Raw genomic sequence first — 26,778 nt, 5'->3', positions numbered from 1 at the left:
GCTGGAACTTCGGTTTATGCCCGGCAAAGAACTCATCATGCGCGAGAGCGGCGACCAGCTGCTCAACCCAACGGGCGCGGGCATCCGGTATACTTCCGTGAAGGACGATACCGTGGGCGGCGACTCGAACGGCAACGGCGCGGCCAACGCCCCGGCCTCCGGCGACTGGCAGGGCATCTACGTGGCCGCCGCGCCGGGCCAGTGGATGCAGTGGAGCAATATCGCCTACGATAGCCACTAAGACAATCGTTTAAACCTAGCCCCGCGGCTCACGTGTTCGGCGATGAAGCGTGCTGCCGTTGGGCTGGGCTAGTGGGTATGGTACATAATGATCAGAATATCAGTGTGTAATAGCAAGGGTTGCGCCGCCAGGTGCTGAGCAAGCCACCGCAGATACATTTGCTTCAGCCTCATGATTTCTGCTTTGCGGTAGTCGGGGGTGGCGACGGTAAAGTGGGTGCCCGGATAATAGGCGAACGGCATGTTGGCACCTGGCTTTTTCATTTCCTTCTCCATCAGCATCACCGGAAGATTCAGATAGTACGTATCTTCATTACCCACCGAAATCCGGAGCTTGCCGTTCAGGTCCGGCTTGAGCTGCGCCCAGTGCCCGATGATGTACTGCGTCATATCGTAGCGCTTCCAGTGCTCAAAAACCCGAGAGTAACACGCCCACCGTTGGTGCGGTATTGCTGGTCGAGCAACGGCAGAAATTCCGTGACAAAGGCATCGCCAACCGGTCCGTGGTTGTCGCTATTAGCGTACACGCTATGACCCAGCGAACAATCGCCATCCAGATACACGCGAATGCACGCCAGCGTGTCTATCGGCATGGCGGGCAGCGTATCCGTGCTCATCGAGTGTGAATAATGCTGATAATCAACGCCGTAGCCGCTCACTGTGAAGAGAACGGGGTAGTGCCTTTGCGGGTGCCGATGGTAGTCGGCCAGCAGAATAATGGCCGCGTTCAGCGAAACCAGCTTGCCTGACAAAAGAATTTGTAGAGCCCGGATGGCAATTAGGCTTCAGGCCAGGTTCCGGCTGTGCTGCGAGAAGCTAGGTTGGAAAACCGGCGAGCCTCTGGCACCTAGGTAGGTGTTCCGGGAATGGGTGAGCTGTGCATAAGCGCACCTGGAACCGGGCAAAAAAAGCAGGGCCAGGAGCAGCTCTGACCCCACTAACGAAACAACGGAACAACGCCCAAAGATACTACTGTTGGAACCTCGACAGTGCTCGAAACGCTGGCCGGTTCTGGTTTTTAATTATAACTTTTTGGCCTAACGACCTAGGTAGCGACACGCCGGCAGATAATCTGGAATTGCTGCGCGCGTGCTACTTGCCCATCCAGGTCTTAAACGGCGTCAGCTTTTCCCGGCTCACTACCACTTCCCGGTCGATGGCGGGCTTGAGCTGCAAGGCAATGCGATTGCCGAAATACGGCTGAATCTGGTCTACGCTGCCAACGGAAACCAGAAACGACCGGCTCACGCGAAAAAAACGGCTCGGATCGAGCATGGCTTCCAACTCGTCGAGCGAGTAGTCGACCGCCATTTTCTTGCCGTCGAAGGTCCGGAACAGGTTCAGGCGCTCGTCGCTGAAAAAGTAGGCAATCTGCTGGATTTCCACCGAAATCAGCTTCTGCGCATACTGCACCAGAAACCGCTGGCGGTACTCCTTCGGCTGAAGCTGTTGTAGCTCCCGGATCAGGCTGCTCACGTTGAGCGCGGGCTCGGCCGCGGCGCTTTGGTAGAGCGACTTGACGGTTGAAAACTTATTCAGCGCCGCCCGCAGGTCGTCTTTCTGAATGGGCTTGAGCAGGTAGTCGATGCTGTTGACTTTGAAGGCTTTAATGGCGTATTCGTCGTAGGAAGTGGTGAACACGACGGTGCTTTTCACCTCCGTTTCCTCGAAGATCTGGAAGCTTTGCCCGTCGGCCAGCTCAATGTCCATCAGGATCAATTCGGGCGCCGGGTGCGCTTTCAGCCAAGCCACCGTTTCGCGAATACTGCCAGCCACACCTACTACTTCGGCCGCCGGCTCCACGGCCGTGAGCGTTTTGGTGAGCTTCTTAACGGCCATTTCTTCGTCTTCAACGATCAGGATTTTCATGGGAGTAAGCGCGTAAAACCTAGGGTCGACAATAGAAAATCAGTGGCTGGGCTGGATGAGCGGCACGCTGACCATGAACTCGGTTTCGGTCTGGGTAACCTCGATTTCGGGCTGCTTGAGCAGGTTGAATTTGCTGGCAATGTTGCTGAGGCCGACCTGATTGGAGGACACATTCTGCACCTTCTTTTGCAGGTTGTTTTTCACCAGCAGCTGCCCATTGGGCTGCGTGCTGATGTGCACCGTCAGGGGATAATCTTTGTGGATAACGTTGTGTTTTACTGCGTTTTCCACCAGCAGCTGTAGCGTGAGGGAGGGCAGCAGGCTTTGCTCGTAGCAGGGCTCAATAGCTAGGTTCAGGTGCAGATTGTCGCCGTAGCGGGTTTTCAGCAGGTGGAAATAGGAGCGGATAAATTGCAGCTCGGTAGCTAGGTTGGTCAGCTCGTTTTCGTTGTTGCGCAGCAGGTAGCGGTATACTTTGCACATCTCATCCAAAAACTCCTCCGCCTTCTCCGCGTCTTCGCCGATGAGGTAGGAAAGGGTATTGAGGCTATTGAACAGGAAGTGCGGATTGACCTGCTGCTTGAGGCTATCGAGCTGGGTCTGAAGGTTTTCCTTTTTGAGCTGCTCCGTTTCTCTTTCGGCCTGAAGCAGGCGCGCGAAGTAGTACACAGCCTCCTGAATACCCGTAATCAGAAAGGCGATAATCAGGCCGCTGGTAATAGTTTGGAGGAACACGGCTTCCGAATACGGCGGACGGAAGTGCGTGATATTCACGACCCACATGACCAGCCAGTCCAGCAGCACGTTGACAAGCCAGCACAGCGGAATAGCCAAGAGCAGCCGCTTGCGGGCCTGGGGGAGCGACGGATACTTGCGCTGAAACCGGACTAAAATCCATCGGTCGGCCTCCCAGGTGGCGGTAGAATTCACGATGGATTCCAGCAGCAGCTTGGCCGTGGCAAGGCTAAAGGGATCCTCATACGCTTTGTAGGTGTAACCGGCCAGCAACACGAAAAAGGCAATGCCGCCTAGCCGAATCCAGCGGTCGTCAAGTTGTTCTGCGCGTTGAGGTTGCATGAGCGTACGTCTTCTTTACCAAATATAGCAGCCAGCCTAGGTGCCGCGAAAGTCTGGCTTGTTTAGTTTACCTGAAGGCTAGGTTGAGTTGAGGAAAAGCGCGCTTCAACTGTCGCCGCGTAGCCTAAAGGTGCGCCGCACCGCTCAGCACGAGCGGGCACTGCTGCCTGGGCTCGCTCGCCGCTGAAACCCGGAAAAACAGACTTGAAGCGGCACTTTCCTCAACTCGTCGTTTTCGCCTTTTCGCGGGCCGCCGCCACCGAGAACTTGCAGGCCAATTCGTCGTCAGAGCTCTGGCAAAAGCTAGGTTGCGGGCGGCGCTCACGCACTTACCTTCTTTCCGATGAACAAATTCTTTGCAACGCTGGTGCTTGCTGGCACCAGCTACCTGGGGGCACCGTGGTGGCGCGCTGCACTCGGTCCGGCTACTATAGCTGCTGATTACCAGAGCTTAGTGGCGTCCGAGCGGGCATTTTCGGACTTTACCGGCAAGCATGGCATTCGGGCCGGCTTCACGCGCTTTCTGGCCGACGAGGCGCTGGTAGTTGCGCAGGGCCGCTTCCGGTTGGGCAAGCCGGTGTACGAGCAAGTGCCCGAGCAGCCCACCGTACTTTCCTGGCAGCCTGTGTACGCCGACATTGCCGCGTCCGGCGATTTTGGCTACACCACCGGCCCTTTTGAAGTGCGCCCACGCGCCACCGCGGCACCCGCGGGCTTTGGGCAATACACCAGCATCTGGCGCAAAACCAGCACCGGCGAGTGGAAGGTAGTAGCTGACGTAGGTATCTCGTATCCGGCGCCTAATGTGCCGCCCCAAACGGCGGCGCTGCTGCCTTTTGAAGCGCTTCCGGCCCGAACGGCCATAGCAGCCGACACTGCCGCCCGCCGCCGAGAGCTGCTGAACGCGGAACAAGCGTTGGACAAGATAGCCGCCACGCAGTCGCAGCAAGCGGCCTACAAATCGGTACTATCCACCACCCGCGCCGTGCGGCTCTACCGCGCCGGCAGTTTGCCTTACGTGGGGCCAGCGGCTACGGCTTTTGCTGCTACTCAGACGCAGCCAGCTACTTACACGCCGCTTCGCGCTGTGGTGGCTACCTCCGGCGACCTAGGTTTTACGTATGGCTACAGCGAAATAGAGCGCAAAAAGGGCCCGTTTCTGCGCATCTGGAAACGCGGGGCGAAGCACAGCTGGGAACTGGTGCATGAGGTGCTCGATGTGCAGTAGTGAGCGGCCAAGAACCTAGGTTTTACGGCGGCAGCGTTGGCGTGGAAAGCTGATTAAAATCGGGCTTTTTCCTGATTGAATGCAGGTATAACGGGTTAGAAATCAGGTTATATTTACTTGTTATCTAACCTTTCACTCAGCTATGGCTCCAAACCTGCTTATCCTGACCGACTTTTTTGCGGGTGCCAACCGGGCGCTGGATTATGCCACCAACCTGGCGGAGCCGCTGGGCGCTCGGCTGGTGCTCCTGCATGTGCACCGCGCCTCCCTGCTCGACCCGGAGCGCTTCACCGGCAAGCTGTCGAACCTAGGTCCCGAGGATATGACGTTGGCCCTGAACAGCCTCACCCGTCAGCTGGCAGTGCCGGTAGTGGCGGAGCTAGGCGTAGGGCAGGTGGAAGACGTAGTACGCGATGCGGTGGAGCGCCACCACCCGGCCCTAATTGTGCTGAGCCGGCCGCAGGATTCGCCCACGCCCGACGAGCTGGTGACGACTACGGCCCTGAATCTGCTGCGCACCAGTCCATATCCGCTACTGGTGGTGCCGCCGGCCGCACCCGCCACGACGCCTCCAAAACGCGTGGCGTTGGCCGCCGACGGCGGCAAGTTCAGCCTGGGCGCGTCCGATGTGGATGCTATGCGCCACTTGCTGAGTGCCTTGCACGCCGAGCTGACCGTGGTGCACGTCACCGAATCGGCGACCCGGCACACGGCTCAGCAAGCCCGCGAATCGGTGGAGCACACGGGCCTCACGCGCGACTTGCCAGCGGTGCACACCTGCCACGTATGCCAGGCCGAGCCGGCGGAGGGGCTTATGGATGCCGTTCGGGAGCAGCAGGCTGATCTGTTGGTGGTTATTGCCCGGCCGCATACTCTATTGGGGCGGCTGTTTCACCGCAGCGTCACGGCCCGGCTGGTGCTGCATAGTCCGGTGCCGGTGCTGGTGCTGTCCGCCACCGATTCGGCCAAAACCCAGAGGTAGCGCATAGCATAATAATCAGCTGATTATTAATTTTCTATAAACCTAGGTATGCACCGTGAGCACGGGCGTAGCGGCCTGCACGGCTACGTGTTCGGCCAGGTTGTTGTGCCACAAATGACTTAAGCCGGTATGACCGTGGGTGAGCATCACCAGCAGGTCAGCGTGGGTTTGGGCGGCATACGTCGGAATACCCTCGCCAACTTCCCCGGCCGTGAACACATCGGGGTGATAGTTGACTAGTTGGTGGCGTTTAGCAAACGCATGAATACGGTCGAGGGCTGAGGTGGCCGCATGAGCGCTCGTCACCACGTCGAGCAGGTGCAGCTTGGCGTTGGGAAAAGCGGTGCTGAGCTGGCGCAGGCTATTCATGGCGCGGCCGGCTTCCTCAGAGAAATCGGATGCAAAGACAATTGAGCGTACCGCAAAATCGGGCGCAGGGTGCTTCACCGTGAGCACCGGGCAGGGCGCCAGCCGCACCAGCCGCTCGGCGTGCGAATCAGGTGTAAAGAGGTGAATGCCAGGGGCGTGTTCCTGAGCGCCTAGCACTACCAGGTCGATGTGCTGCTCGCGGACAACGTCGAGGATAGACTCGTCGACGGACCCGGTAGCAATCCGGTCTTCCACGGCTACCTCCGGCCACTTGCCGGCCACTTCGTCGCGCAGCTCGTGCATCCGGCGCTTGGTGCGTTGGAGCAGCTGCACCATATACACGCCTTCCATCGACGAGTTGCCGGCCACACCGCCGGTGGTCACCATCGCCGAAACCTGGGGCGCATCCACAACGTGCAGCAGAATCAGGCGTCCGCCGGTGCGGTGTGCCAATTGCAGCGCTACCTCAAAGGCATTGTGCGCCTGCGGAGAAAAATCGGTGGGAACAAGGATGTTTTGCATAACACACGGGTGGGGAAAGCAAGGTTACCTTATATATTCTGGCCGAAACCCAGGCGTATAAGGTACGAAAAAAGCCGGGTGTTATTAGCTGTATATAAAGAGTTTATTACAAAAACTAAACAGGAAAAAGTGGCTGGTGGAAGCTAGAGTCAGTAATGACTTTATTCACCATTTGAGCCGTCCTTCGGCACCAAGAATACGCTGCTTTAGCTACCGAAAAATGGCCGCCAGCGACGTTTGTTTGAATAAATTAAAAAGAAGTTCCGTTGTGAGCGAATTTTTTTAGGGTGAAGTAGTGTTGTTGGCGTATGTCAGATACTACCAAGCGCGCACGCACGCGCAAAACCGTCGAAGCGACCCCCGCTCCTGTTTTATCCCACGCCGAGCACATGGCTGCTTTGCAGGCCCGCGAAGCCGGTAAAGTGGTGATGTACCAACAAGATGCCTGGGGCCATATTGAAACGCGCTTTGTGCGTGCCCAAAATGTAAAAGCCTGGGAAGCTAAAGGCTTCCTGGTACGTTAAGCTATTGTATTACAAGTTTTAGCGGCTCAAAAGCACGGATAGCCAGCCACCTTCGGGAGCTGGCTATTTGCATTCTTAGGTCCGCAACAACAGAAGCATCGACGCGCCCGAAGCTAGGTTGGCCAGCGTCAGGCCCGCGCGGAGAGCCGGTCACCAGAGCGGCAGTTTTCTAACCTAGGTTAGTCAAAGCGGAGAGCCGGTCAAAACCTCCGGGCCGGCGGGCTGTTAAGAAGAACTGCGTTTTCTTACCAAGTACCTTACTTTCTATTCATGATTCCAGTAAAAGGCTACGCGGCCGAAGCCGTGAAAGTGCCGCTCGCACCGTTTAATTTCGAGCGCCGCGAAGTAGGTCCTCACGACGTACTCATTGACATTCAGTTCTGTGGCGTGTGCCACTCCGATTTGCACCAGGTGCGCGACGAATGGGGCGGCTCGATCTTCCCAATGGTGCCCGGCCACGAAATCGTGGGCCGCATCAGCAAAGTCGGCGACCATGTAAAGAACTTTAAAGTGGGCGACCTGGCCGGCGTGGGCTGCATGGTCGACTCGTGCCGTACCTGCCCCAGCTGCCAGGAAGGCCTGGAGCAGTACTGCGAAACCACCGGCATGATCGGCACCTACAACAGCCGCGAAATCGAGAGCGGTGCCCCGACCTACGGCGGCTATTCCAACCAGATTGTGGTGGATGAGAAGTACACGCTGAAAGTATCCGACAAGCTCGATCTGGCCCGCGTGGCGCCGCTGCTGTGCGCTGGCATCACGACCTACTCGCCCCTGCGCCAGTGGAAAGTGGGTGCTGGTCACCGCGTAGCGGTGCTCGGTTTAGGTGGCCTAGGCCACATGGCCGTGAAACTGGCCGCCGCCATGGGCGCCGAAGTAACGGTACTCAGCACGTCGCCCAACAAGGAAGCCGACGCCAAAGACCTAGGTGCCCACAAGTTTGTGGTGACAAAGGACGAGGAGCAGCTGAAAGGCGTAGCGAACTACTTCGATTTCATCATCAACACCGTATCGGCCCAGATTGACCTGGTCACTTACGTGAACCTGCTGCGCCGCGATGGCACGATGATTCTGCTGGGCGTGCCCACGGAAGCGCCACACATTCATGCGTTTAATCTGATTAGCAACCGCCGCCGCATTGCCGGCTCGCTGATCGGGGGCATTGCCGAAACGCAGGAAATGCTGGACTTCTGTGCCGAGCACAACATCATGTCCGACATCGAGCTGATCAACATCGCCGACATCAACGATGCGTACGAGCGCATGTTGAAAGGCGATGTGAAATACCGCTTCGTAATCGACATCGCAACGCTGTAACCTAGGTTGTCAGCGCTGCATTAATAAAAAGCCCGGCTTCTCTTTCGCAGAAGCCGGGCTTTTTTGTGCTGTTGCTGCTCTATTGCCGCTACAAAGCTACTGCCGTCAGGTTGCCCGTGTCGCTCACCGTAATGCGGTAGCGTGCGCCGCCCGGCGCCTTCAAAATCACGCCGTTTGCCGTGTTATTGAATTCCAGGTCGCCTTGCTCCTGGATAATGTTCTGCTTGACGTACAAGGCACTAGCGCTTATTTCGATGGCCGTTGTGCTGGCCGCTTGCAGTACCGTATTGCTGCCGCCATTGAGGTAGAGCGTGCCCGAAGTAGCGAGGCTGTTGGCGTCTTTGCCCAGCGTCACCGTGTCGCCGTTGGTGGAGCGCCACACCGCCAGGTCTTGCTCCTCATGAATGGCCGTCTGGGTGATCTTACCTAGGATACAGGGCTCGTTAAGCACCGTCGAAGAAGTGGTGGTGATGGTGGCATTTTCACCCAGCAGCAGGCGGCTGTTGGCCTGTAGGTAATTGGCGACCAACGCGTAGCCAGCCGAAGACAGATGTAAAAAGTCGCTGCGGAGCGAGGTAGGAGGGATGTCCGCCTCGTGGTCGGCTACGTCCTGCGCGAGGCTAGGATTGTACTGCGAAACCAGGTACGCCCGCACATCGAGGTAGTGCGCGCCGTAGAGCGCCGCCAGATCAGCGTTCAGCGAAGCCGCTACGTTGTAACCGTACGTGCCCCGGCCTTCGCCGGCCCCATTCAGAATGGACAGAACCAGATAATTCTGGTGCGGCAAGGCTTCTACCATGGCCGCAATATTGGCTTTCACCTGCTCGCGTTGGTCAGAATCGTTGCGGCCTGCCCAGATGATGGTGGGCCAAGCGTGTTTGTCGGTAGCAGCCAACATGCGGTTTTTGATTTGCACCGAAGTTTCACCACCGACACCGCCGTTGTAAACAGCTCGGCCACTGAGCTGCGTGAGGAAGGTAGGGTAGGGCGTGCCACCCGTGCCCGCCGTTAGAGAATCGCCCCAGGCGGCAATGCTATCAGTAGTCGTCGTTTCCATAAGGGGTATGGTTGAGTGGGTAAGAACTTGAGAACCATACGGGAAACGAGCAGAGGGAGCTAACTCTCCCGAGAGAACCAGTGACGAGGAGGGAAGCAAAGCACTTGGCTTGTGCTAGATATTTGGGCGTTTCGCTGTTCAGTCAAGAGAGGCTAGGCTGCCGCAGGGTTGTGGCCAGCGCAGTTGCCGAAGCTCCTGAACCTAGGTGCCTGGACCGGTTAATCAATAGAATAACAAGTACAACCGTAAGGAAGGTCGATAAATAGCTGCCGATTTCTCGCGTTTGATATTTCCTGACTGCTTGCTCCATTTCGCCACTGTGGTCTGGCAGAAAACCGGTATCTAGGTCAGCTACTAGTGTGTCGTTGATCAGGACGGTGGGTTTAAACCACCACTCTCCATTGATTTTTCTCACGATGAAAAAGCGGCTGTTTTCAATGTCGAAGGTTGTTGTCGCGCTATAGCCAACCATCTGCTCTTTCCATTGTACCCTAGGCGCCTTGTCAGACAGATTGCTCAAGCGAGGTTTTTTGAATTTTACTACGTAATAAAAAGTACGAAATAGCTGGAAGTTCTTACTCGTAGCTATGGCTTGAACCGGCGTACTAGCCACTACACCAGGCGAAGCTGATAGCAGCTTAAAGAAGCCATTGCCAAGGGCTGTGAGTAAGACAAACCAGTATACTATTCTTCGTAAGTACCTTCTGGTTAGCCAGGGTAGCAAGAGCAGGAGCACAACAGAGACAATATCAACTGTCGTCACTTTCCAGAGCAGGAAATCGTACAACTGATAGAGCATAAGGTATAAGGATTAGGCGGCTAAGCGCCTGTGATTGGTCGACGACTTTCAGAAGCTACTTACTCTCGCCGCCGTTAATCATATCCGACACGATTCCCTTGTCATTCGTCAGCTCGGCGCGCACCACCCCGAGCAGGTGAAACGCCGTGAAGGCCATAATCAGGTACATCGTGAAGTTATGCACCTCTTTGATGCTGTGCTCCAAGGGGTGGAGGAATGCCACATCGTCGGCGTAAATCAGGGCTAGGCCCGTCACTACCATCACGACGAGCATAAGATAAAAACCTAGGTAAGAATATTTTACGAACAGTGAGTGGCGGTAGTCAGGGCTGTCGGCGCCGACTTCGCGGAACAGCTTGCGCACCTGCCGCAGCTTGGCGGAAAACTTTTGCATGGTCGGCTGCATCATTTCCGTGATGATGCGAAAAGCAAGCAGGATCGAGAGCCCGACGCCCAGGTAGATGTGCCAGTCCCAGATGCGGTGCGAGATGATGCGCGTGAGTGACCTGGCCTGGTCAGAAGTGAGGGTGATGTTGCTCTTCTGCAACGTCTCCTGAAACAGCGGCACCGCCGACCTAGCTTTTACAATCACAAACTGAAACAGAATCGTGATCAGCAAGCCTGAAATGAGCAGCGCGCTGGCCCAGTGCCAGATGCGCAAGGCTGCCGAGTTTTTACGCTGAATGTCGCCGACAAGAGGGGCTTGCTGAAGCATAAGCAGGAGGAAAAAGAATAGGCCGGCAAAAGGCCGGCCTATGAAAGTAACAATTATGCAGTAGGAACGCGCCACGGCGCGTTCGTTGTCTGGGTCGCTTGGCTTGCATACCCGTTCGGGGTAAGGCAGTTCAGTAATCGTGCAACGACGAACGCGCCGTGGCGCGTTCCTACGATTTTGCTTCCTGCAACACGGCTGCTTCTACAGGAGCAAGCGTGCGGCCAGGATACGCAGCCAGGCCGCGCTCCAGGCACGTGAGGGCCACGTTGAGGTCGGTTGCGTTCAGCACGTATGCCAGGCGCACTTCATCATGACCTAGGCCGGGCGTGCCGTAGAAGCCAGCACCGGGCGACAGCATCACGGTCTGGTTCTCGTAGGTGAACGACTCCAGCAGCCACTGGCAGAACCGCTCGCTGTCGTCGACGGGCAGGCGGGCCACCACGTAGAAAGCGCCGCCCGGAATGGGGCAATAAACGCCAGGCATTGCACGCAACCGGCTCACCATCAGGTCGCGGCGGGCCATGTACTCGGCTTTGGTGTGCTCGAAGTACGAATCGGGTAGCTCGGTAGCGGCCTCGCCCATGAGCTGCGACAAGCCCGGTGCGCTCACCCGCATTTGGGCAAATTTCAGAGCCGTAGCTTGCAGCTGCTTATTCTTCGTCACCAAGGCACCCAGGCGGGCGCCGCAGGCGCTGTAGCGCTTCGAAACCGTATCGAGCAGCACCACATTTTCCTCGGCGCCTTCCAGCTGAAACGCGCTGAAGTACTCGCTGTCGTAGCAGAACTCGCGGTAGGCTTCGTCGGAGAGGAAGTACAGATTGTGGCGCAGACACAGGTCACGCATCTGCTCCAACTCGGCGCGGCTGTACACGTAGCCGGTCGGGTTGTTGGGATTGCAGATCAGAATGGCCTTGGTGCGCGGCGTGATTACCTGCTCAAACTCGCTGATCGGCGGCAGGGCGAAGCCCTCATCCATCGTGGACGTAACGGGCACGAGGGTTACGGTGGTGGCAATGGCAAACGCTGTGTAGGCACCGTAAAATGGCTCGGGCACAATTACTTCGTCACCGGGGTTGAGGCAGCTCATCATGGCGAAGAAAATGGCCTCGCTGCCGCCCGCCGTCACCAGAATATCCTCGGGTGTCACGTTCATGCCCGCGCGCTGGTAGTAGGCCGCCAGCTTCTGGCGGTAGCTCACGCTGCCCGCGCTGGGGCTGTATTCCAGCACCCGGATGTCGGCCTGCTGCACCGCCGCCATCATGGCCGGGGGCGTTTCAATATCGGGCTGCCCGATGTTGAGGTGATATACCTGAACGCCCCGCTGCTTTGCTTCGTCAGCGTAGGGGGTCAGTTTTCGATAAGGCGACACCGGCATGGCGCGGCCGCGCTGAGATACTTCTAACATGCTCGTACTAAAGGGCCAAGAGCCAAAAATCTCCGAAAAATACGAGGATTGCCGCTAACCTTCGTCGTGAATCGTATTTCAAAGTAGGAATTTGGTGCGATTTTGAGGTCTATACCCAACTGTAGCGCGGAGCCTGCGCTTCGCGTATCGTTGCACGAAATCGTTAGGATGATACCTAGGTTGTCGTACTAGCTTGGTCGTGCGACTATAGCGCGAAGCGGAGCTTCGCGCTATAGTCGCGCTACAGGCCAACCCAACCTAGCTTTTCTGGTTACCTTCTTATGACTCCTACCGATTCCCGCGAAGTGTGGCTGCGCGGCCCGCTGCCCGACATGCTGCCGCTGCTCCAACCCGTTGCGCACGCGCTCCTGCAAGCCCGCGAAGAGCTGGACGCGTTGCTGCACGATTTCCCCGAAGAGCTGCTCTGGCAACGTCCTGCGGGCGTCGCCTCGGTGGGCTTTCACCTGCAACATCTTACCGGCGTCCTCAGCCGGCTATTCACCTACGCCCGGCAGCAAGCCCTAACACCTGCGCAGCTGGAAGCGCTGGCTACCGAAGGCAAGTGCCCGCAGCCGCCCTGCCGCGTGGCCGATCTGGTACGCGCCTTCGACCAGCAGGTAGACCTCGCTTTGGCGGAGCTACGTGCCACCGATGAGGCCACGCTCACGGAGCGGCGCGGCGTCGGGCGGGCGCAACTGCCTTCTACCAAGCTAGGTTTGTTTGTGCACGCCGCCGAGCACACGATGCGTCACCTGGGGCAGTTGCTCGTAACGGCCCGGCTGCTGCGTGCCGTGTCGATGTAGCGCGAAGCTCTGCTTCGCGTATCGTTGAACGAAATCGTTGCTACGAACCTAGCTTCAGTCGTTCAACGATGCGCGAAGCGGGAGCTTCGCGCTACAGCCGCACCACGTGCAGCTCCGCTTGCTCCAACTCCTGAAACGCAGCCAGCAAGGCTAGCGTCACCTCGCCCGGCTTGCCGGTGCCGATGGGCTTGCCATCCAGCTCCACTACGGGCAGCAGGCGCTTGGTGGTGTTGGTCAGGAAGGCTTCTTTGGCTTGCCAGATATCCATTAGCGTAACCGGCCCTTCCTCCACCGGGTAGCGGCGGCTGGCCAACTGCAACACCTTCTTGCGCGTGATGCCAAACAGCACATTCTCCGCGGGCGTCACGACGGTATTATCCTGACGCACAATGAAGAAGTTGCTGCGCGGAAACTCGCTCACCACGCTTTGCTGGTGGTAGAGCACATCATCCAGCCCGGTTTCCTGAAGCCGCTGAATCAGGCGAATACCCATCGTGTAGTTGATGGTTTTGGCCTGCGCCACCTCGCGCACGTACTCGTGGCTCATAATCCGGATGCCGCAGTCGACGGCTGCCTGCTCCACCATCGTCAGGGGCTGCTGAATCAGGACCAAGCTAGCTTCGCCGGGTGTGGGCGTGTAGCCATCGGGCGAGTAGCCGCCGGTCAGTAGGATCTTAATGCCCGACAAAGCTAGGTCGTTGCGCCGGGCCAGTTCCAGAATCACCTCGTGAAGTGCGGCGCGGGTGAGCGGCACGGCGAGCTGCATCAGCCGCGCCGATTCGTAGAAACGGTCGAGGTGATCTTCCACAAACAGCGGCTGCGTTTCGTGCACGCGGAAGTAGTCGAAGATGCCGTAGCCTCGCTGAATAGCCAGGTCGCTCACATGCAGATAAGCGCGGGTCAGCGGCACGATTTCACCACGAACGAAGGCGTAGAGGTCTGGACTTGAGGCCATAAGAGTTCTTTTGAAGAAGGAATTGCTTTAGCTGGTAATAACGCTTTCACAGTAGCGCCCTGCGCACCGGAGAGGAGATAGGCGAGCGGTAAAAGTAGCAACAATCAAGTCTGGCGTGTTTCGTTGGCCGAGCCGAAGGAACGCGTAAGCCTCAGTATCTGACGTTCAGCGAAGTGATAAAGCTGCTCCGGTCAGCTCAGTATAATGGCCTTTTTGCTTTCTGCTCACACTCGTCTAACCTAGGTTATAAACCCAGCTAAAAAATCTCTCAGGCCACGTTAATCTTTGACCCATAAATTCAGTCTAAACAGCCATAAGTCAGGCTGCTGCTAGGCAATCGGCGCTAAAACAACTTCCGTCCAAAAACCTCGTTTGTAGAACAATACGGACAGGCAAGCACGATTGGATATTTCCTATGAAAAACGGGAATATGGCGCTGAAATTGCTGTAGTATACCTGTCTCTCACTTCACCTTTTGCACGTATGAAACCGCTCATAAAATCGTTCCTGGCCCTGACACTGGGTGTGCTGCTGGCCAGTAGCACCGCGCAGGCGCAGGTTCGGGTAAACGTCAACGTCGGGGCGCCGGTTTGGGGTCCGGCCGTAGGCCCAAACGTGGAGTACTACTACATCCCCGAAATCGACGGCTACTATAATATCTACTCGCAGCAGTACGTGTACCTCGACAACGGCTATTGGGTTAGCTCGCCCTATCTGCCGCCGATTTACGCCGGCTACGACCCCCGTTTCTTCCATCCCGTCGTGATTGACTACCGAGGCCGGCAGCCCTGGAGCTACCTCGGCAACCACCGGTCGGTTTACTACACGCGCTACGGCTATGCCAGCGCACCAGGCTGGCGCTACCCCGTTCCGACGCGGGTTTATGGCAATCGTCCGCCTGTCATCATAAATCGTCCTTACCAAGGCTATAATCCGGGCCCCGGCTACGGCCGCGGCTATGACAACCGCAACGGCTACGTTGATAACCGGGGTGGCTACGATAATCGCGGCTACGGCGACAATCGGGGCGGCTATGATAACCGCCGCAACGACAACCGCGGCCCTGGCTACGGTGACAATCGGGGCGGCTACGACAACCGTGGAAACGACAACGGCAATGACCGCGCCGGGCGCAATGACAACGGCAACGACCGTGGGCGCGGTGATGATCGTGGCGGCCGCAACGATAACGGCGGTGGCCGAGGCCGCATCCGCTAAAACCTAGCTTATTCAAACTCAGAAAGCCCTTCCACTGGAAGGGCTTTTTTGTTGCATTCCTGCCGGGGCATGTAGCTTTGCGCCCTGTATTACCAGGCTAGCTTATGAGTACGACGCTTCTTTCGTTTGAGCATATCACGGTTCGGCACCTGCAACAGACGTTATTCGCCGACCTTACTTTTCGGGTGGAGCAAGGGCAAAACTGGGCGCTGATCGGGAAAAGTGGTTCGGGCAAAAGTGCGTTGCTGGACACGATTGCCGGCAATTTCAACATCATGGGCGGCCGGGTCAGCTATCCTGGGTTGGAAGAGGTAGTGCAGCAGCACACGGCCACCGATCCGTTCCTGACGCCGCGTAAGCTCATTGGGCGGGTCGGGGCGAAGTACGCGTTTCGGAACCTCTCCAACACCACCGAGTTCTACTACCAGCAGCGCTTCAATGCTCACGACTCGGAAGACGCGCTGACCGTGCAGGGCTATTTGGCAACCATTCAGTCGTACGCCGACGAGCCCTTCTGGACCTACGAGCGCACCATTGACACGCTGAACCTAGGTCATTTGCAGCAGCAGCAGCTCATCAAGCTTTCCAATGGCGAAACGAAGCGGCTGCTCATCGCGGCGGCGCTGCTGAAGAATCCGTTGCTGCTGCTGCTCAACAACCCACTAACCGGGCTGGACAAGCAAACCCGCGCCGCCTTCGACGACATCCTTACCGCCATTACGGCATCGGGCACTGCCGTGATTATGGCCACGTCGCCCCACGAAATACCTAGCAGCATCACGCACGTAGCCGAGCTGGAGAGCGGCCGGATTGTGGCAACCAGCACCCGGCAGGCGTTTCAGGCCCGCCAACCCGTTACCACTGAACTGCCGCCGCTGGACACGGAAGAGCTGCGCGCCTTGTTGTCGCTTACCACCGCGCCAGCGTTTGAGGTAATTGCGCGGCTGGAAAATGTATCGGTGACCTACGGCGGCAAGCGCGTGCTCGACCAGATCAGCTGGGAAGTGCGGCAGGGCGAGCGGTGGGCGTTGGTCGGGCCGAACGGGGCCGGCAAATCGACCTTGCTGAGCCTACTTAACGGCGACAACCCCCAAGCCTACGGCAAGCAGATCAAGCTGTTTGACCGCCAGCGCGGCAGCGGCGAATCTATTTGGGACATCAAAAAGCAGATCGGGTTTGTGTCGCCGGAGCTTTTTCAGTACTTCCCGGCCCAGAATACCTGCCTGCACGTCATCGAATCCGGCTTTTATGACACGCTCGGGCTGCTCCGGAAAAGCGAGGCCGCCAACGCCGCCGTGGCCCTGCGCTGGATGCGGGTGCTGGCCCTGGAGCAGTACGCCGCTACCCCGTTCCGGCAGGTATCGGCCAGCGTGCAGCGCTTGAGCCTGCTGGCTCGCGCGATGGTCAAAAATCCGCCCCTGTTCATTTTCGACGAGCCTTGTCAGGGGCTGGATGCGGGACAGCAAGCGCACTTCAAGCACGTGTTGGATACCATTTGCCAGGTCAGCAATGCCACGCTGATCTATGTGAGCCACTATCAGCAGGAAATTCCGGCCAGCGTGACGCAGACGTTGCAGCTGGAACAAGGGCGGCGGGTACAAACCTAGGTTTTGTGAGAGTCTACCACGAACAACGCTCCGACCGAATGCCACCAAGCTAGGTTGACATTCGGTCGGAGCGTTGTTTGTGAATAATTAAATAAGGTGATAGAGCGTCGGACGCTGAGTAGGTAAAAACTGTTGAGAAAGACAAAACAGCTACAGCAGCGCCCAACTGATGAGCATGGCAACCGCCAACAGGCAAGTGGCCAGCCAGAAAATTCGGGTTACGCGGATAAGCTGTTGGCGGAGCTTTGTGGAGTAAGGCGAATAGTGCAGCCGGTTTGAAATTTCGGGTTCCCAGACGTTTTGTAGGGCCACGCGCCACGTGCTTACGAAGCGCAGCAACTGCGACATCGACTGGCTACGCGAGACGGAGGAAAGACTCGTTTGGTTCATAGCAGTAGAAAGAGTGGTATAGCTAGGTGACAAGTGCTAATTGCACGACAAAAGTGGCATTTCGCCCGATAAACCACTTTCGTGAAACGGATTTTATTTTTTTCTCTGCCGGATTTTTGTTCCCTGCTGAAGATTGCGGATGTTTATGACATCGTTGCTAATCAACTAGTTATACTTGCTCGCCTTCATGGAGCCTTTCTTTCAGTTTCGTACGGCGGAGTTGCTGGATAATTGCCAAACCAACCTTCAGCAGCAAACCGGTCTGCTCCAGGCAGACACTACGTGGCGCAGCCCCGACGGTGGTTCGCTGAACTTCACGGACTACTTCATGGATGGGCTGCAAATGACCTATTTGGAAGGACAGCTCGATAAACCACTACAAGCCGAACTGCTGGTCGAGAAACCCTGGATTGCGTTCTACTATCAGCTCGAAGGTGACATGGCGTCGCGCCGGTGCGCGCTACGGCCGCTGCACGTAGGCAAGGGGCACCAGAACGTAATGGCCGACGAGGCGCCGGTGAACACCTACACGTTTCGGGGCGAGCAAACACGCTTCCGCAACTTTTGCCTGCACCTCACGCCGAAGTTCTTTACCGAGCTGCTGGCCAGCAATATCGAGTGGATAGCGCTGCACGAAAAGCACCTAGGTCGCTCAGAGCCCTTCGTGATGCTGCCGCCCGGCACGGCCATCAGTCCTGCGCAACATGCACTCATTCAGCAAATTGTGCAGTGCCCCTACAGCGGGCCCCTGAAGAAGATGTTTTTGGAAGCACGTATTCTGGACCTGTTTATGGAACAGCAAGCCGAATTGAGCCGCCGAATGCCAAAACCTAGCTCCCGCGAGCGGGAACTGCTCTATAGCATCCGCGACTTCCTGGATAAAAACTACGCCGATCCGCCCAGCCTGCTGGAGCTGGCTCGCTTGTTTGGTACCAACGACTTCAAGCTCAAAAAAGGATTTCGGGAAGTGTTTGGCACCACCGTGTTCGGCTACATCGCCGAGCAGCGCCTGCGCGTGGCCCAGCAGCTGCTGACTCTCACCGAGCAGCCAATTCAGGAAGTGGCCGAGTCGGTGGGGTTCTCCAACCCCGCGCACTTCGCTACGGCGTTTCGGCGCAAGTTTGGCGTGACGCCCTCCCAGATTCGACGCCTCCCGCCAACTAGCCGCTACGCCGATGCCGTGCAGCTGGATGCGTGGCTGAGACAAGCCAAAGCGCCAGCTTACGCAACAACCTAGCTTTAGAGAAGGTACGATGAGCATCCCTGTCGAGAGCCCAAGCAGGCAATCGGCAGGGATTTTTTGTCGTTTGTCTTTGATGTATTCGTCCGGTTGTCATCCCGCCAACAGTCACTGGCTCGGACATCCGCTAGAATGTCGGCGGTCAGGACCTAGGTGCTGGCCGCCGTTTGTGTATCACAGACCTGTTGTTTGTCATGACAATACAAGCATAGGCAACATCCGGAAAAAGAGGTGAGCCTAGGTATTGCCTTACACAACCGATAAACTTGCACAAGGCATTTTACCCCTGACCTTCTATCTTTGGCGCACGCGCACAGCCGGCAGCGGCCCCAACGTGAACAGTAGTCAGTATAAACAACCCCTAGAGGACAATGGCAAAAATTAAAGTAGCAAATCCCGTTGTGGAGATGGATGGCGACGAGATGACGCGCATCATCTGGAAATTCATCAAGGACAAGTTGATTACCCCGTATCTGGATCTGGATATCAAGTACTACGATCTAGGCATGGAGTACCGGGACGAAACCAACGACCAAGTAACCATCGACGCGGCCAATGCGGTGAAGCAGTACGGCGTGGGCATCAAGTGCGCCACTATCACCCCCGATGAGCAGCGCGTAGAAGAGTTTGGCCTAAAGCAAATGTGGAAGTCGCCGAACGGCACGATCCGCAATATCCTGGACGGCACCGTGTTCCGCGAGCCAATCGTGACGAACAACGTACCCCGCCTGGTGCCCAACTGGACGGCTCCGATCTGCATCGGCCGTCACGCGTTCGGCGACCAGTACCGCGCTACCGATTTCGTCACCAAAGGCAAAGGCAAGCTCACCATCACCTTCACCCCCGAAGACGGTGGCGACGTGCAGTCGTTTGAAGTGTTCAACTTCAAGAACGATGGCGTGGCCCTGGCCATGTACAACACCGACGAGTCGATCCGTGGTTTTGCGCACTCGTGCTTCAACCAGGCCCTGATGAAAGGCTGGCCCCTGTATCTCTCCACGAAGAACACCATCCTGAAGAAGTACGATGGTCGTTTCAAGGACATCTTCCAGGAGATCTACGAGCAAGACTACCAAGAGAAGTTCAAAGCTGCTGGCATCACCTACGAGCACCGTCTGATTGACGACATGGTGGCCTCGGCGCTGAAGTGGAATGGCAACTTCGTGTGGGCTTGTAAGAACTACGACGGCGACGTACAAAGCGACACCGTTGCGCAAGGCTTTGGCTCGCTAGGTCTGATGACCTCGACACTGGTAACCCCCGATGGAACGGTGATGGAAGCAGAAGCTGCCCACGGCACCGTAACCCGCCACTACCGCGACCACCAAAAGGGCAAGCCTACCTCTACGAACCCCATCGCCTCGATTTTCGCTTGGACGCGTGGCCTGGAGTTCCGCGGCAAGCTCGACGGCAACCAAGAGCTCATCGACTTCTGCCACGCTCTCGAGCAAGTGTGCGTTGAGACCGTAGAAAGTGGCAAAATGACGAAAGACCTCGCCGTTTGTATCCACGGCAACAAAGTGGAGCACGGCCGGGATTACCTCTACACCGAGGAATTCCTGGAAGCTCTCGACCAAAACCTGAAAGCCAAGCTAGGTCAGTAAGCGTTAAGCGTCAATAACGAAAAAGCCCATCTGGTCGCCAGATGGGCTTTTTTGATGCGCTTTCGTTAGGGTAAGCTGCTAAATTCAGCCAGCTTATAGATCGTATGGTCCACTGAGTCCACGCACTTCAACCAATGTTGCTGGGCTATGTGGAGCGTACAAGGCCCGTACGTGAAGAGCCTGATACTTCTGCTGCGTGCTTCTGCTTGCAGTCTTGCCAATACTTCTTGTAGGATGCGGCCCTGAAAGGGCGTGTATAGGAAGAAAACGGTGCCATCGGAGTAGTTGGCGGTGCGGGCATCGGCCTGGATGAACATTACCCGCGACAGGTTTAGGTCGGTCGCACAGGCGTTTGCATACACGCAATAAGCGGGCTCCACTTCCACGCCTTTGGTGGTAGCGCCACTGAGCAGATTCACTAGGGTAGGCACGTGCCCCAAGCCAGAACCTAGGTCATACAACACGTCTGCGCTGGTAAGCTGGGCTTGCTCTACCAATTCGAGAATGATACGGGCGGGCGTTTTCTGGTAAAATACCATCTCCGGTTCTCGCTCCTGCGTCTCCAACGGAAAAGCTAGGTTAGGAAACAAGCCGTTCGTAAACACATCGAGGTTATCATACCCAATCTCCTGCTGTGCCTGCTCGCCACTGGCGCCGCGCCCGACATACGTATTAATCAGGGCTAGGAGGGAGGCCCCTCGGCAACGGCCCGCGCGAATATCTGCCCGCAACCGCTGAAACAAGGCCGCATCAACGGCTTCTAGTTGGCGCTTTACGTCCTCTGCACGCCGTTGTAGCGGGAGCAGTTCTGTTGAGGGATTTAACGCTTGAAGTAGCCCTTCAAGCCGATCAAGGACGTGGAAATCTAGGAAGTCCAAGGCTTCTACCCGGCTATCGAAATTTATTTCCTCGTAGAGTGCAGCGTTCCGCTCTATAGCCTCAAGGTCAGCTTGTATTTCACGGATGACCATTCGCAGCTTTGAAAGGTTGGCGAGAAACTTATGTACTACCGAGGTTCACTCTTACTAGTTACGGTTGTGGCGGGCGTGGTATCTTTGAGCCATTCGCACGGTCGTCACCCCGCCAACGCGTCGTCTGTAAAAAGACGAAGCCCCGGCTGGTTGCGACAGCCAGGGCTTCAGGAAGTGGGTGCATGCACACCCTACAACCCGATCAGTTATGAGGAAACGTGCGAAAGTGAAACGCACTAGCAAAGCTAGTTGGTTTCACGTCTCCTTGGAACTGCTCAAAGCAGCAGTAGGAGGAGCAATTCGAGCCGTGGTGAGTCACTGGCTCGGACATCCGTAGGATGGCGGCGGTTAGTACCTAGGTGCTGGCCGCCGTTTGTGTGCTAGACCTGCTGTATAGTACTGCATTGCAAACATACGAAAGCTGTGAAGAAAGGTCAATTTTCCCCAGACCTTCTGACCATGCAAACCCCTTGCCGCTACGCGGCAGATGAGGTATAACCTCATCCTCAAAACTAGGCACGAGTTACGCTTTGCTAAACTCGCGCTAGTTGAGGTTTATATTGTGGAAAAATTTTGTTTTTCCGTGTTCTTGTATACAAATGCAATTAGACTTGATATTGTTAATGAACATCATTCTATCAATATCTTCATCTGTAAAATGATCTTGTGTATGCAGTTTTATGGTCATTTCGTATTCACTAAAATTGTATGTGTTTTTATTTATTTTATGCAATCTATTAATCTCTTCTAAAGGAGCTTTAGATCTATGTACTTTGTCATGGCATATTTTGCATAGAGTAATAATATTCTCGGGGTTTGAAATCCCTTTATCTGTCCATCGAATTATATGATGCATTTGTAAATATACATGCTTGTTTTTCTTTGGATTTGCCTTGCAAATCATGCATTTGTTTTCATCTCTTTCCAGTAGCTTCCTCTTGTAATCTCCTGTTACAAATCTGCTATTGTATTTGCTTGCTCTAGGCTTGTTTTCTTCGAAACCATAGAGGCCCCTTTTGATTAGGGCTGGTAAATAAGTCTCTGCTATTTGTTGCTCTACGAGAGCTATTCCACCTGTTACAGAGTAGCTTTTTACGTCATTCAAAGTATTTATAGTAAGAAAAATTATGTTATATTTTGTTAAATTTTCGCATGCCATTTTATAGTTAATTATGCTAGCCTCTCTTAATTAAATCCTCTTGTTATTTATAGATATTCTTGAAAACATATCGTCATGTATATACCTCGTATATACCATTGCAGTATGTGGTCTCGTGCTGATGTCTAAACTTATTAGATAGTAGCTCATATTAATTTTATTAAATAATTGATTAACTTGTATATTTAGTATAATTATACGGGTATAGTTTGTAATTGTTTCAAAAAGTATATGCGGCTATTAACAAAGAACCCCGCGCCAGCCTCACAGCCAACGCGGGGTTTCTTTGTAATTGGCCTAAGCCCATGTATTACATATCCTTGATAATCTCATCCCCAAACTCCGAGGTCTTCAGCAGGGTGGCGCCTTCCATCAAGCGCTCGAAATCGTAGGTGACGCGCTTCGAGGCAATAGCAGCTTCGAGGCCTTTGTAGATGAGGTCGGCGGCTTCCTGCCAACCTAGGTATTCCAGCATCATGGCGCCCGACAGAACCACCGAGCCGGGGTTCACCTTGTCTTGGTTCGCGTACTTGGGCGCGGTGCCGTGGGTCGCTTCGAAGATGGCGTGGCCGGTGGTGTAGTTGATGTTAGCACCCGGCGCAATACCGATACCGCCCACGATGGCCGCCAGGGCGTCGGAGATGTAGTCGCCGTTCAGGTTCAGGGTGGCGATTACCGAGTAGTCGGCGGGGCGGAGCAGGATCTGCTGGAGGAAGGCATCGGCGATGCTGTCCTTGATGAGGATTTTGCCGCCGTCGAGGGCTGCTTTCTGCTGGGCGTCGGCTACTTCCTGGCCTTGCTTGGCTAACACCTTGTCGTACTGCGCCCAGGTGTACACTTTGTCGCCAAACTCGCGCTCGGCCAGCTCGTAGCCCCAGGTTTTGAAGGCGCCCTCCGTGAACTTCATGATGTTGCCCTTGTGCACGATGGTTACGGAAGGCTTCTTGTGCTCGATGGCGTACTCGATGGCGGCTCGCACCAACCGCTCCGTGCCCTCTTTCGACACCGGCTTGATGCCGAACGACGAAGTTTCGGGGAAGCGGATTTTCTTCACGCTCATCTCGTCTTGCAGGAATTCGAGCATTTTCTGGGCCTGTGGGGTGCCGTTCATGTACTCGATGCCCGCGTAGATGTCTTCGGTGTTTTCGCGGAAGATCACCATGTCGGTCAGCTCGGGGCGCTTCACCGGCGACGGCACGCCTTCAAACCAGCGCACCGGGCGCACGCACGCGTACAGGTCTAGCTCCTGGCGCAAAGCCACGTTCAGCGAACGAATACCACCACCCACGGGCGTCGTCAGCGGACCTTTGATCCCCACCAGATACTCGCGAAATGCCTCCAGCGTATCGTTTGGCAGCCAGTTATTGACTTGCTTAAATGCCTTCTCGCCTGCCAATACCTCTTTCCACACCAGCTTACGTGCGCCACCGTAGGCTTTTTCTACTGCGGCATCAAGTACGCGTACGGAAGCTGCCCAAATATCTGGCCCCGTGCCATCCCCCTCGATAAAGGGAATAATGGGTTGGTCGGGAACGTTCAGCTTGCCGTCTTTGATGGTGATCTTTTGTCCTGCCATTTTAAAAGGTCGCGTCAGGGATTAGGTGACGGTAATGTAGAGTGATGAATTACGTTAGCACTGTTCAACGGTGGGCCCCACCCCTAGCCACTCCCTGGAAGGAGAGTAGGCTAGGGGTGGGGCGCCCGCTTGGATTAATACCCAAAAATCTCTTTTAGGGTAAGCTGTTGTACCTGACCATACTTGGCCAGCTCTTTAAAGTTTAGCCGATCTTTCGAGCCAATAACCAGAATCGTCTGGCTTTGGCCTTTCACTTTGGCTTGTTGAAACTTCTTCAAGTCGTCGAAGCTCATGTTTTGGGTCTTTTCGTACACGTCGCGGCGCACGTCGTAGTCGAGGCCGAGGCGCTTGGCGCGCTCGTAGCTGAACAGTACGTCCGACTTGGTGATGCGCTCCGTGGCAATGCTGTTGCGAATGGCGTTCTTGGCGATTTGCAAGTTGGCCTCGGCCATCGGCATATCCGTGAGCAGAGCTTCCATACCGGCCATGGCCTCGGGCAGCTTGTCATTCTGCGTGCCGATGTAGGAGAGTAGGTAGTTGGAGCGGCCTTGCTTGTCGGCGTTTGCGTAGCGCGACGTAGCCGAGTAAGCTAGGGCCTTGCTTTCACGCAGTTCCTGAAATACAATGCTGCCCATGCCGCCACCGAAGTACTCGTTGTAGAGGCTCACCGTGGGCACCAGGCTCTTGTCGTACACGTCGCCTTTGGTCAGGAACAGGATTTCGGCCTGAACCATGTTGTAGTCCACCCAATACACTTTGCGGTCTTTCATGGGCTGCTCGGCGAAATCTTTCTGCGGCGGGGTGGGCGTGAGCTTAGCTGGAATGCGGTGACCCGTGTTAAGTACCGTCAATAAGCCATCCGTTTGACGCGGACCGTAGTATAGAATCCGGTGCTGGTAGCTAGTCAACTTCTTGGTCAGCGCCGTAAGGTCAGCCGGCTTCAGAGCCTTCAGCTCTTTCTCGGAAAGTTGACTTGTGAACGGGTTTTTCGTGCCGTACTTGGCGTAGTTCACCATCGCTTGGCTCAGAATCACCTGCTTGTTAAGCTTGGCATCCTGGCGCGACTTCAACACGCCGGCCACCATAGCGTTCAGCGCCTGCGCATCGGGCTTGGGATTAGCTAGCAGTGTTTCGAAGAGCTGCAAGGCCGGCTCGAAGTTGCTGTCGAGGCCACTCAGGCTCACGAACACGCGGTCTTGGCCGCTCGATACGCCGAAGGAGCAACCTAGCTTATAGAACTCCTGCTGAAGCTGGGCGGCCGTGTACTTGTCGGTGCCTAGGTATTGGAGGTAGTCGGCGGCCAGACCTAGCTTGGGGTCGTTGTTCGTGCCGATGTCCAGCACGTAGAACAGGTTGAACAGGTTGTTTTCGGTGTTCTTCGTGTAGAACACCGGCAGGCCCGGCTTGAGGGCTAGCTCCTGAATATCCTTTTTGTAATCCAGAAACACCGGTTCCAGCGGCGGCGTGGGCAGTGCGGTTACTTCCTTGTAGAACTCCGACGAGGCTTCCCGGTTCACCGGCACTGGCGTGATGGCCGGCTTAATCACCTTGGGCGTGCTGGTGTCCTTGCCCGTGCGCTTGTACACGAGAGCGTAGTTGTTGCCGTAATATTGGTTGGCCACGCGCAGCACATCCGCCTTCTTGATTTCCGAGAAGTCGTCGATTTGCTTCAGGTAATCCTTCCAATCCTCGCGGGCAATGAACGCCGACACGAAAGCACCCGCGCGGGCCTCGTTGCTCTCGTAGCTCTTGGTGCGTTGCAGCTGCTCGTTGTTGATGATGGCCGGAATAAGCCAATCGGGGAAGTTGCCCTTTTTTACCTGATCAAGCTGGGCCAGCAATAAGTCGCGTACAGCTTCCAGCTTTTGGCCCTGGCGCGGCGTGGCATACAGAATGTGCGAGGAGTAGTCGTTGTTTAAATCGGTGAACGAGGCCGCTTGCAACACGAGTTGCTTCTGGTTCAGATTCAGGTCGATGAGGCCGGCTTGCCCGTTGGTCAGGATCTTGTCGATCATGCGCAGCACGTTGGCATCTTTCGACGCGGTGCTGGGAAAGCGGAAGCCGATCATCACGTTCTCGGAGCTAGGCCCCACCACTTCCTTCACGATGGGAGCCGTAATCGGCTCTTCCTTCGCGACGGTGAAGCCAGGTACCGGCTTGTTCGGCAGCTGCCCGAAGTACTTGTCAATGATGCGGATGGTCTGGTCGTAGTCCAGGTCGCCGCTCAGGCAAAGCGCCACGTTGTTGGGCACGTAGTACTTGCCGAAGTAGTTCTTAATCTCCGTAATCGACGGATTCTGCAAGTGCTGAATCGTGCCGATGGTGGTCTGGGTGCCGTACTGGTGCTTGCGGTAGAGGCTAGCGTTCAGCGCTTCGTACTCTTTCGAGAAGTCGTTGTCGAGGCCGCGGTTCTTCTCCTCGTACACGGCTTCCAGCTCGGTGTGAAACAGACGCGGCACCATCTCGCGCATCCGCTCACTCTGGATGGCCGCCCACTTCTCAATCTGATTCGACGGAATATCTTCCTGATACACCGTTTGTTCCACCGAGGTGTAAGCGTTGGAGCCCTTCGCGCCGATGGCGCCCATCACCTTATCGTACTCGTTGGCTACGGCGTACTTGGCCGCCACGCTCGAAACCGAGTCGATCTGGTGATACAGCTTCTTGCGAACGGCGGGGTCGGTTTGGGCGCGGTACTTCTCGTAGAGCGCTTCAATCTTGTCAAGCTCTGGCTTTTCGGCCTGCCAGTTCTGGGTACCTAGCTTTGAGGTGCCCTTGAACACCATATGCTCCAGGTAATGGGCGAGGCCCGTGGCCGTGCTCGGGTCGTTCTTGGAGCCGGCACGCACGGCCAGATACGTCTGGATGCGCGGGGCATCTTCGTAGTCGGAGAGGTAAACCGTCAGCCCGTTGTCGAGGGTGTAGATGCGCGCCTTGAGCGGGTCGCCTGCAACGGTTTCGTATTTGTATTCTTTCTCTTTCAGAACCGGCGCCTGCGGGGCGGCCGTGGGCGCTGTCGAGGTTGTAGTTACGGCCGGTTTGCTTGTCTGGCACTGGGTGGTCAGGGCGAGCGCCGCAATGGCTGGAAAGAGGAGCAGAAAGGGTTTTTTCACGGATGTTCCGGAGCAGAAAATAGGGCAGCGCGATAAGA

At 56.1% G+C, this 26,778-nt stretch carries 25 protein-coding genes; 10 read left to right on the top strand and 15 right to left on the bottom strand.

What is annotated here, in order from left to right; translation table 11 throughout:
• Positions 1 to 16: 16 nt before the first annotated feature.
• Positions 17 to 241 carry a hypothetical protein gene (locus IEX74_RS14275; protein ID WP_188814691.1) on the top strand — a complete coding sequence of 75 codons (225 nt, stop codon included), beginning with the start codon at positions 17 to 19 and terminating at the stop codon, positions 239 to 241.
• 68 nt (positions 242 to 309) lie between these two features.
• Here IEX74_RS14275 and IEX74_RS14270 read toward each other — a convergent pair whose 3' ends face one another.
• From IEX74_RS14270 to IEX74_RS14255, 4 genes are all read right to left on the bottom strand, one after another.
• Positions 310 to 630 carry a hypothetical protein gene (locus IEX74_RS14270; RefSeq protein WP_188814690.1) on the bottom strand — a complete coding sequence of 107 codons (321 nt, stop codon included), beginning with the start codon at positions 628 to 630 and terminating at the stop codon, positions 310 to 312.
• Positions 627 to 992 (bottom strand): hypothetical protein, encoded by a 366-nt coding sequence (locus tag IEX74_RS14265; protein WP_188814689.1) that lies wholly within the window; start codon positions 990 to 992, stop codon positions 627 to 629. The genes IEX74_RS14270 and IEX74_RS14265 overlap by 4 nt, the downstream gene beginning before the upstream one ends.
• A 340-nt stretch (positions 993 to 1,332) precedes the next feature.
• Entirely contained in the window at positions 1,333 to 2,109 is a 777-nt protein-coding gene (locus tag IEX74_RS14260; protein ID WP_188814688.1) for a LytR/AlgR family response regulator transcription factor, read from the bottom strand.
• Positions 2,110 to 2,148: 39 nt separating this feature from the next.
• Positions 2,149 to 3,186 carry a sensor histidine kinase gene (locus IEX74_RS14255; protein WP_188814687.1) on the bottom strand — a complete coding sequence of 346 codons (1,038 nt, stop codon included), beginning with the start codon at positions 3,184 to 3,186 and terminating at the stop codon, positions 2,149 to 2,151.
• Between the two features lie 343 nt (positions 3,187 to 3,529).
• On the opposite strand from IEX74_RS14255, the gene IEX74_RS14250 reads away from it, so the two are divergent.
• Both IEX74_RS14250 and IEX74_RS14245 read left to right on the top strand, forming a co-directional pair.
• On the top strand, positions 3,530 to 4,414 hold the full coding sequence (locus IEX74_RS14250; protein ID WP_188814686.1) for a DUF4440 domain-containing protein: 885 nt from the start codon (positions 3,530 to 3,532) through the stop codon (positions 4,412 to 4,414).
• 142 nt (positions 4,415 to 4,556) lie between these two features.
• A complete protein-coding gene (locus tag IEX74_RS14245) occupies positions 4,557 to 5,396 on the top strand; it encodes a universal stress protein (RefSeq protein ID WP_188814685.1) in 840 nt (279 codons plus the stop codon).
• Between the two features lie 42 nt (positions 5,397 to 5,438).
• Here IEX74_RS14245 and IEX74_RS14240 read toward each other — a convergent pair whose 3' ends face one another.
• The gene (locus IEX74_RS14240; protein ID WP_188814684.1) at positions 5,439 to 6,287 is read right to left on the bottom strand and encodes a universal stress protein; all 849 of its coding nucleotides are present in this window, start codon (positions 6,285 to 6,287) and stop codon (positions 5,439 to 5,441) included.
• A gap of 308 nt (positions 6,288 to 6,595) precedes the next feature.
• Between IEX74_RS14240 and IEX74_RS14235 the strand changes: the two genes are divergently transcribed.
• Together IEX74_RS14235 and IEX74_RS14230 are read left to right on the top strand one after the other, a co-directional pair.
• A complete protein-coding gene (locus IEX74_RS14235) occupies positions 6,596 to 6,811 on the top strand; it encodes a hypothetical protein (protein WP_188814683.1) in 216 nt (71 codons plus the stop codon).
• A 270-nt stretch (positions 6,812 to 7,081) separates the two neighbouring features.
• The gene (locus tag IEX74_RS14230; protein WP_188814682.1) at positions 7,082 to 8,128 is read left to right on the top strand and encodes an NAD(P)-dependent alcohol dehydrogenase; all 1,047 of its coding nucleotides are present in this window, start codon (positions 7,082 to 7,084) and stop codon (positions 8,126 to 8,128) included.
• A gap of 88 nt (positions 8,129 to 8,216) precedes the next feature.
• Here the strand turns inward: IEX74_RS14230 and IEX74_RS14225 are convergent, their stop codons facing one another.
• From IEX74_RS14225 to IEX74_RS14210, 4 genes are all read right to left on the bottom strand, one after another.
• On the bottom strand, positions 8,217 to 9,185 hold the full coding sequence (locus IEX74_RS14225; protein WP_188814681.1) for an SGNH/GDSL hydrolase family protein: 969 nt from the start codon (positions 9,183 to 9,185) through the stop codon (positions 8,217 to 8,219).
• A 142-nt stretch (positions 9,186 to 9,327) separates the two neighbouring features.
• Positions 9,328 to 9,984 (bottom strand): hypothetical protein, encoded by a 657-nt coding sequence (locus IEX74_RS14220; RefSeq protein WP_188814680.1) that lies wholly within the window; start codon positions 9,982 to 9,984, stop codon positions 9,328 to 9,330.
• Between the two features lie 55 nt (positions 9,985 to 10,039).
• A complete protein-coding gene (locus IEX74_RS14215; protein ID WP_188814679.1) occupies positions 10,040 to 10,699 on the bottom strand; it encodes a cytochrome b/b6 domain-containing protein in 660 nt (219 codons plus the stop codon).
• Positions 10,700 to 10,868: 169 nt separating this feature from the next.
• A complete protein-coding gene (locus IEX74_RS14210; protein ID WP_188814678.1) occupies positions 10,869 to 12,104 on the bottom strand; it encodes a pyridoxal phosphate-dependent aminotransferase in 1,236 nt (411 codons plus the stop codon).
• A 281-nt stretch (positions 12,105 to 12,385) separates the two neighbouring features.
• On the opposite strand from IEX74_RS14210, the gene IEX74_RS14205 reads away from it, so the two are divergent.
• Positions 12,386 to 12,907 (top strand): DinB family protein, encoded by a 522-nt coding sequence (locus tag IEX74_RS14205; RefSeq protein WP_188814677.1) that lies wholly within the window; start codon positions 12,386 to 12,388, stop codon positions 12,905 to 12,907.
• Positions 12,908 to 12,998: 91 nt separating this feature from the next.
• On the opposite strand, the gene IEX74_RS14200 is transcribed toward IEX74_RS14205, so the two are convergent.
• Positions 12,999 to 13,862, bottom strand: coding sequence for an aminotransferase class IV (locus tag IEX74_RS14200; protein ID WP_188814676.1), 864 nt, complete (start codon positions 13,860 to 13,862; stop codon positions 12,999 to 13,001).
• Positions 13,863 to 14,345: 483 nt separating this feature from the next.
• On the opposite strand from IEX74_RS14200, the gene IEX74_RS14195 reads away from it, so the two are divergent.
• Positions 14,346 to 15,080 carry a hypothetical protein gene (locus IEX74_RS14195; RefSeq protein WP_188814675.1) on the top strand — a complete coding sequence of 245 codons (735 nt, stop codon included), beginning with the start codon at positions 14,346 to 14,348 and terminating at the stop codon, positions 15,078 to 15,080.
• 104 nt (positions 15,081 to 15,184) lie between these two features.
• Positions 15,185 to 16,687, top strand: a complete 1,503-nt coding sequence (locus tag IEX74_RS14190) for an ATP-binding cassette domain-containing protein (protein ID WP_188814674.1) — start codon at positions 15,185 to 15,187, stop codon at positions 16,685 to 16,687.
• Between the two features lie 150 nt (positions 16,688 to 16,837).
• On the opposite strand, the gene IEX74_RS14185 is transcribed toward IEX74_RS14190, so the two are convergent.
• Positions 16,838 to 17,077 (bottom strand): hypothetical protein, encoded by a 240-nt coding sequence (locus tag IEX74_RS14185; protein ID WP_188814673.1) that lies wholly within the window; start codon positions 17,075 to 17,077, stop codon positions 16,838 to 16,840.
• A gap of 187 nt (positions 17,078 to 17,264) precedes the next feature.
• Here IEX74_RS14185 and IEX74_RS14180 point away from each other — a divergent pair, with 187 nt between their 5' ends.
• Complete coding sequence (locus IEX74_RS14180) at positions 17,265 to 18,314, top strand: helix-turn-helix transcriptional regulator (RefSeq protein ID WP_188814672.1); 1,050 nt, start codon at positions 17,265 to 17,267, stop codon at positions 18,312 to 18,314.
• A 374-nt stretch (positions 18,315 to 18,688) separates the two neighbouring features.
• Positions 18,689 to 19,921 carry an NADP-dependent isocitrate dehydrogenase gene (locus IEX74_RS14175; protein ID WP_188814671.1) on the top strand — a complete coding sequence of 411 codons (1,233 nt, stop codon included), beginning with the start codon at positions 18,689 to 18,691 and terminating at the stop codon, positions 19,919 to 19,921.
• A 65-nt stretch (positions 19,922 to 19,986) separates the two neighbouring features.
• Here IEX74_RS14175 and IEX74_RS14170 read toward each other — a convergent pair whose 3' ends face one another.
• The 4 genes from IEX74_RS14170 to IEX74_RS14155 all read right to left on the bottom strand — a co-directional run bounded on the left by IEX74_RS14170 (position 19,987) and on the right by IEX74_RS14155 (position 26,740).
• Positions 19,987 to 20,799: a hypothetical protein gene (locus IEX74_RS14170; RefSeq protein WP_188814670.1), complete on the bottom strand. Its 813-nt coding sequence runs from the start codon at positions 20,797 to 20,799 to the stop codon at positions 19,987 to 19,989.
• A 637-nt stretch (positions 20,800 to 21,436) separates the two neighbouring features.
• Complete coding sequence (locus tag IEX74_RS14165) at positions 21,437 to 21,997, bottom strand: HNH endonuclease (protein ID WP_188814669.1); 561 nt, start codon at positions 21,995 to 21,997, stop codon at positions 21,437 to 21,439.
• Between the two features lie 364 nt (positions 21,998 to 22,361).
• Complete coding sequence (icd, locus tag IEX74_RS14160) at positions 22,362 to 23,627, bottom strand: NADP-dependent isocitrate dehydrogenase (RefSeq protein ID WP_188814668.1); 1,266 nt, start codon at positions 23,625 to 23,627, stop codon at positions 22,362 to 22,364.
• Between the two features lie 134 nt (positions 23,628 to 23,761).
• Positions 23,762 to 26,740, bottom strand: coding sequence for a M16 family metallopeptidase (locus IEX74_RS14155; protein WP_229755301.1), 2,979 nt, complete (start codon positions 26,738 to 26,740; stop codon positions 23,762 to 23,764).
• Between the last annotated feature and the right edge of the window lie 38 nt (positions 26,741 to 26,778).

Origin of the sequence: Hymenobacter cavernae (assembly GCF_014641455.1) — a bacterium.
GTDB classification, from domain to species: domain Bacteria; phylum Bacteroidota; class Bacteroidia; order Cytophagales; family Hymenobacteraceae; genus Hymenobacter; species Hymenobacter cavernae.
Note: the sequence above shows the minus strand (reverse complement) of the source record. Positions and strands in the feature narration are given on the sequence as shown.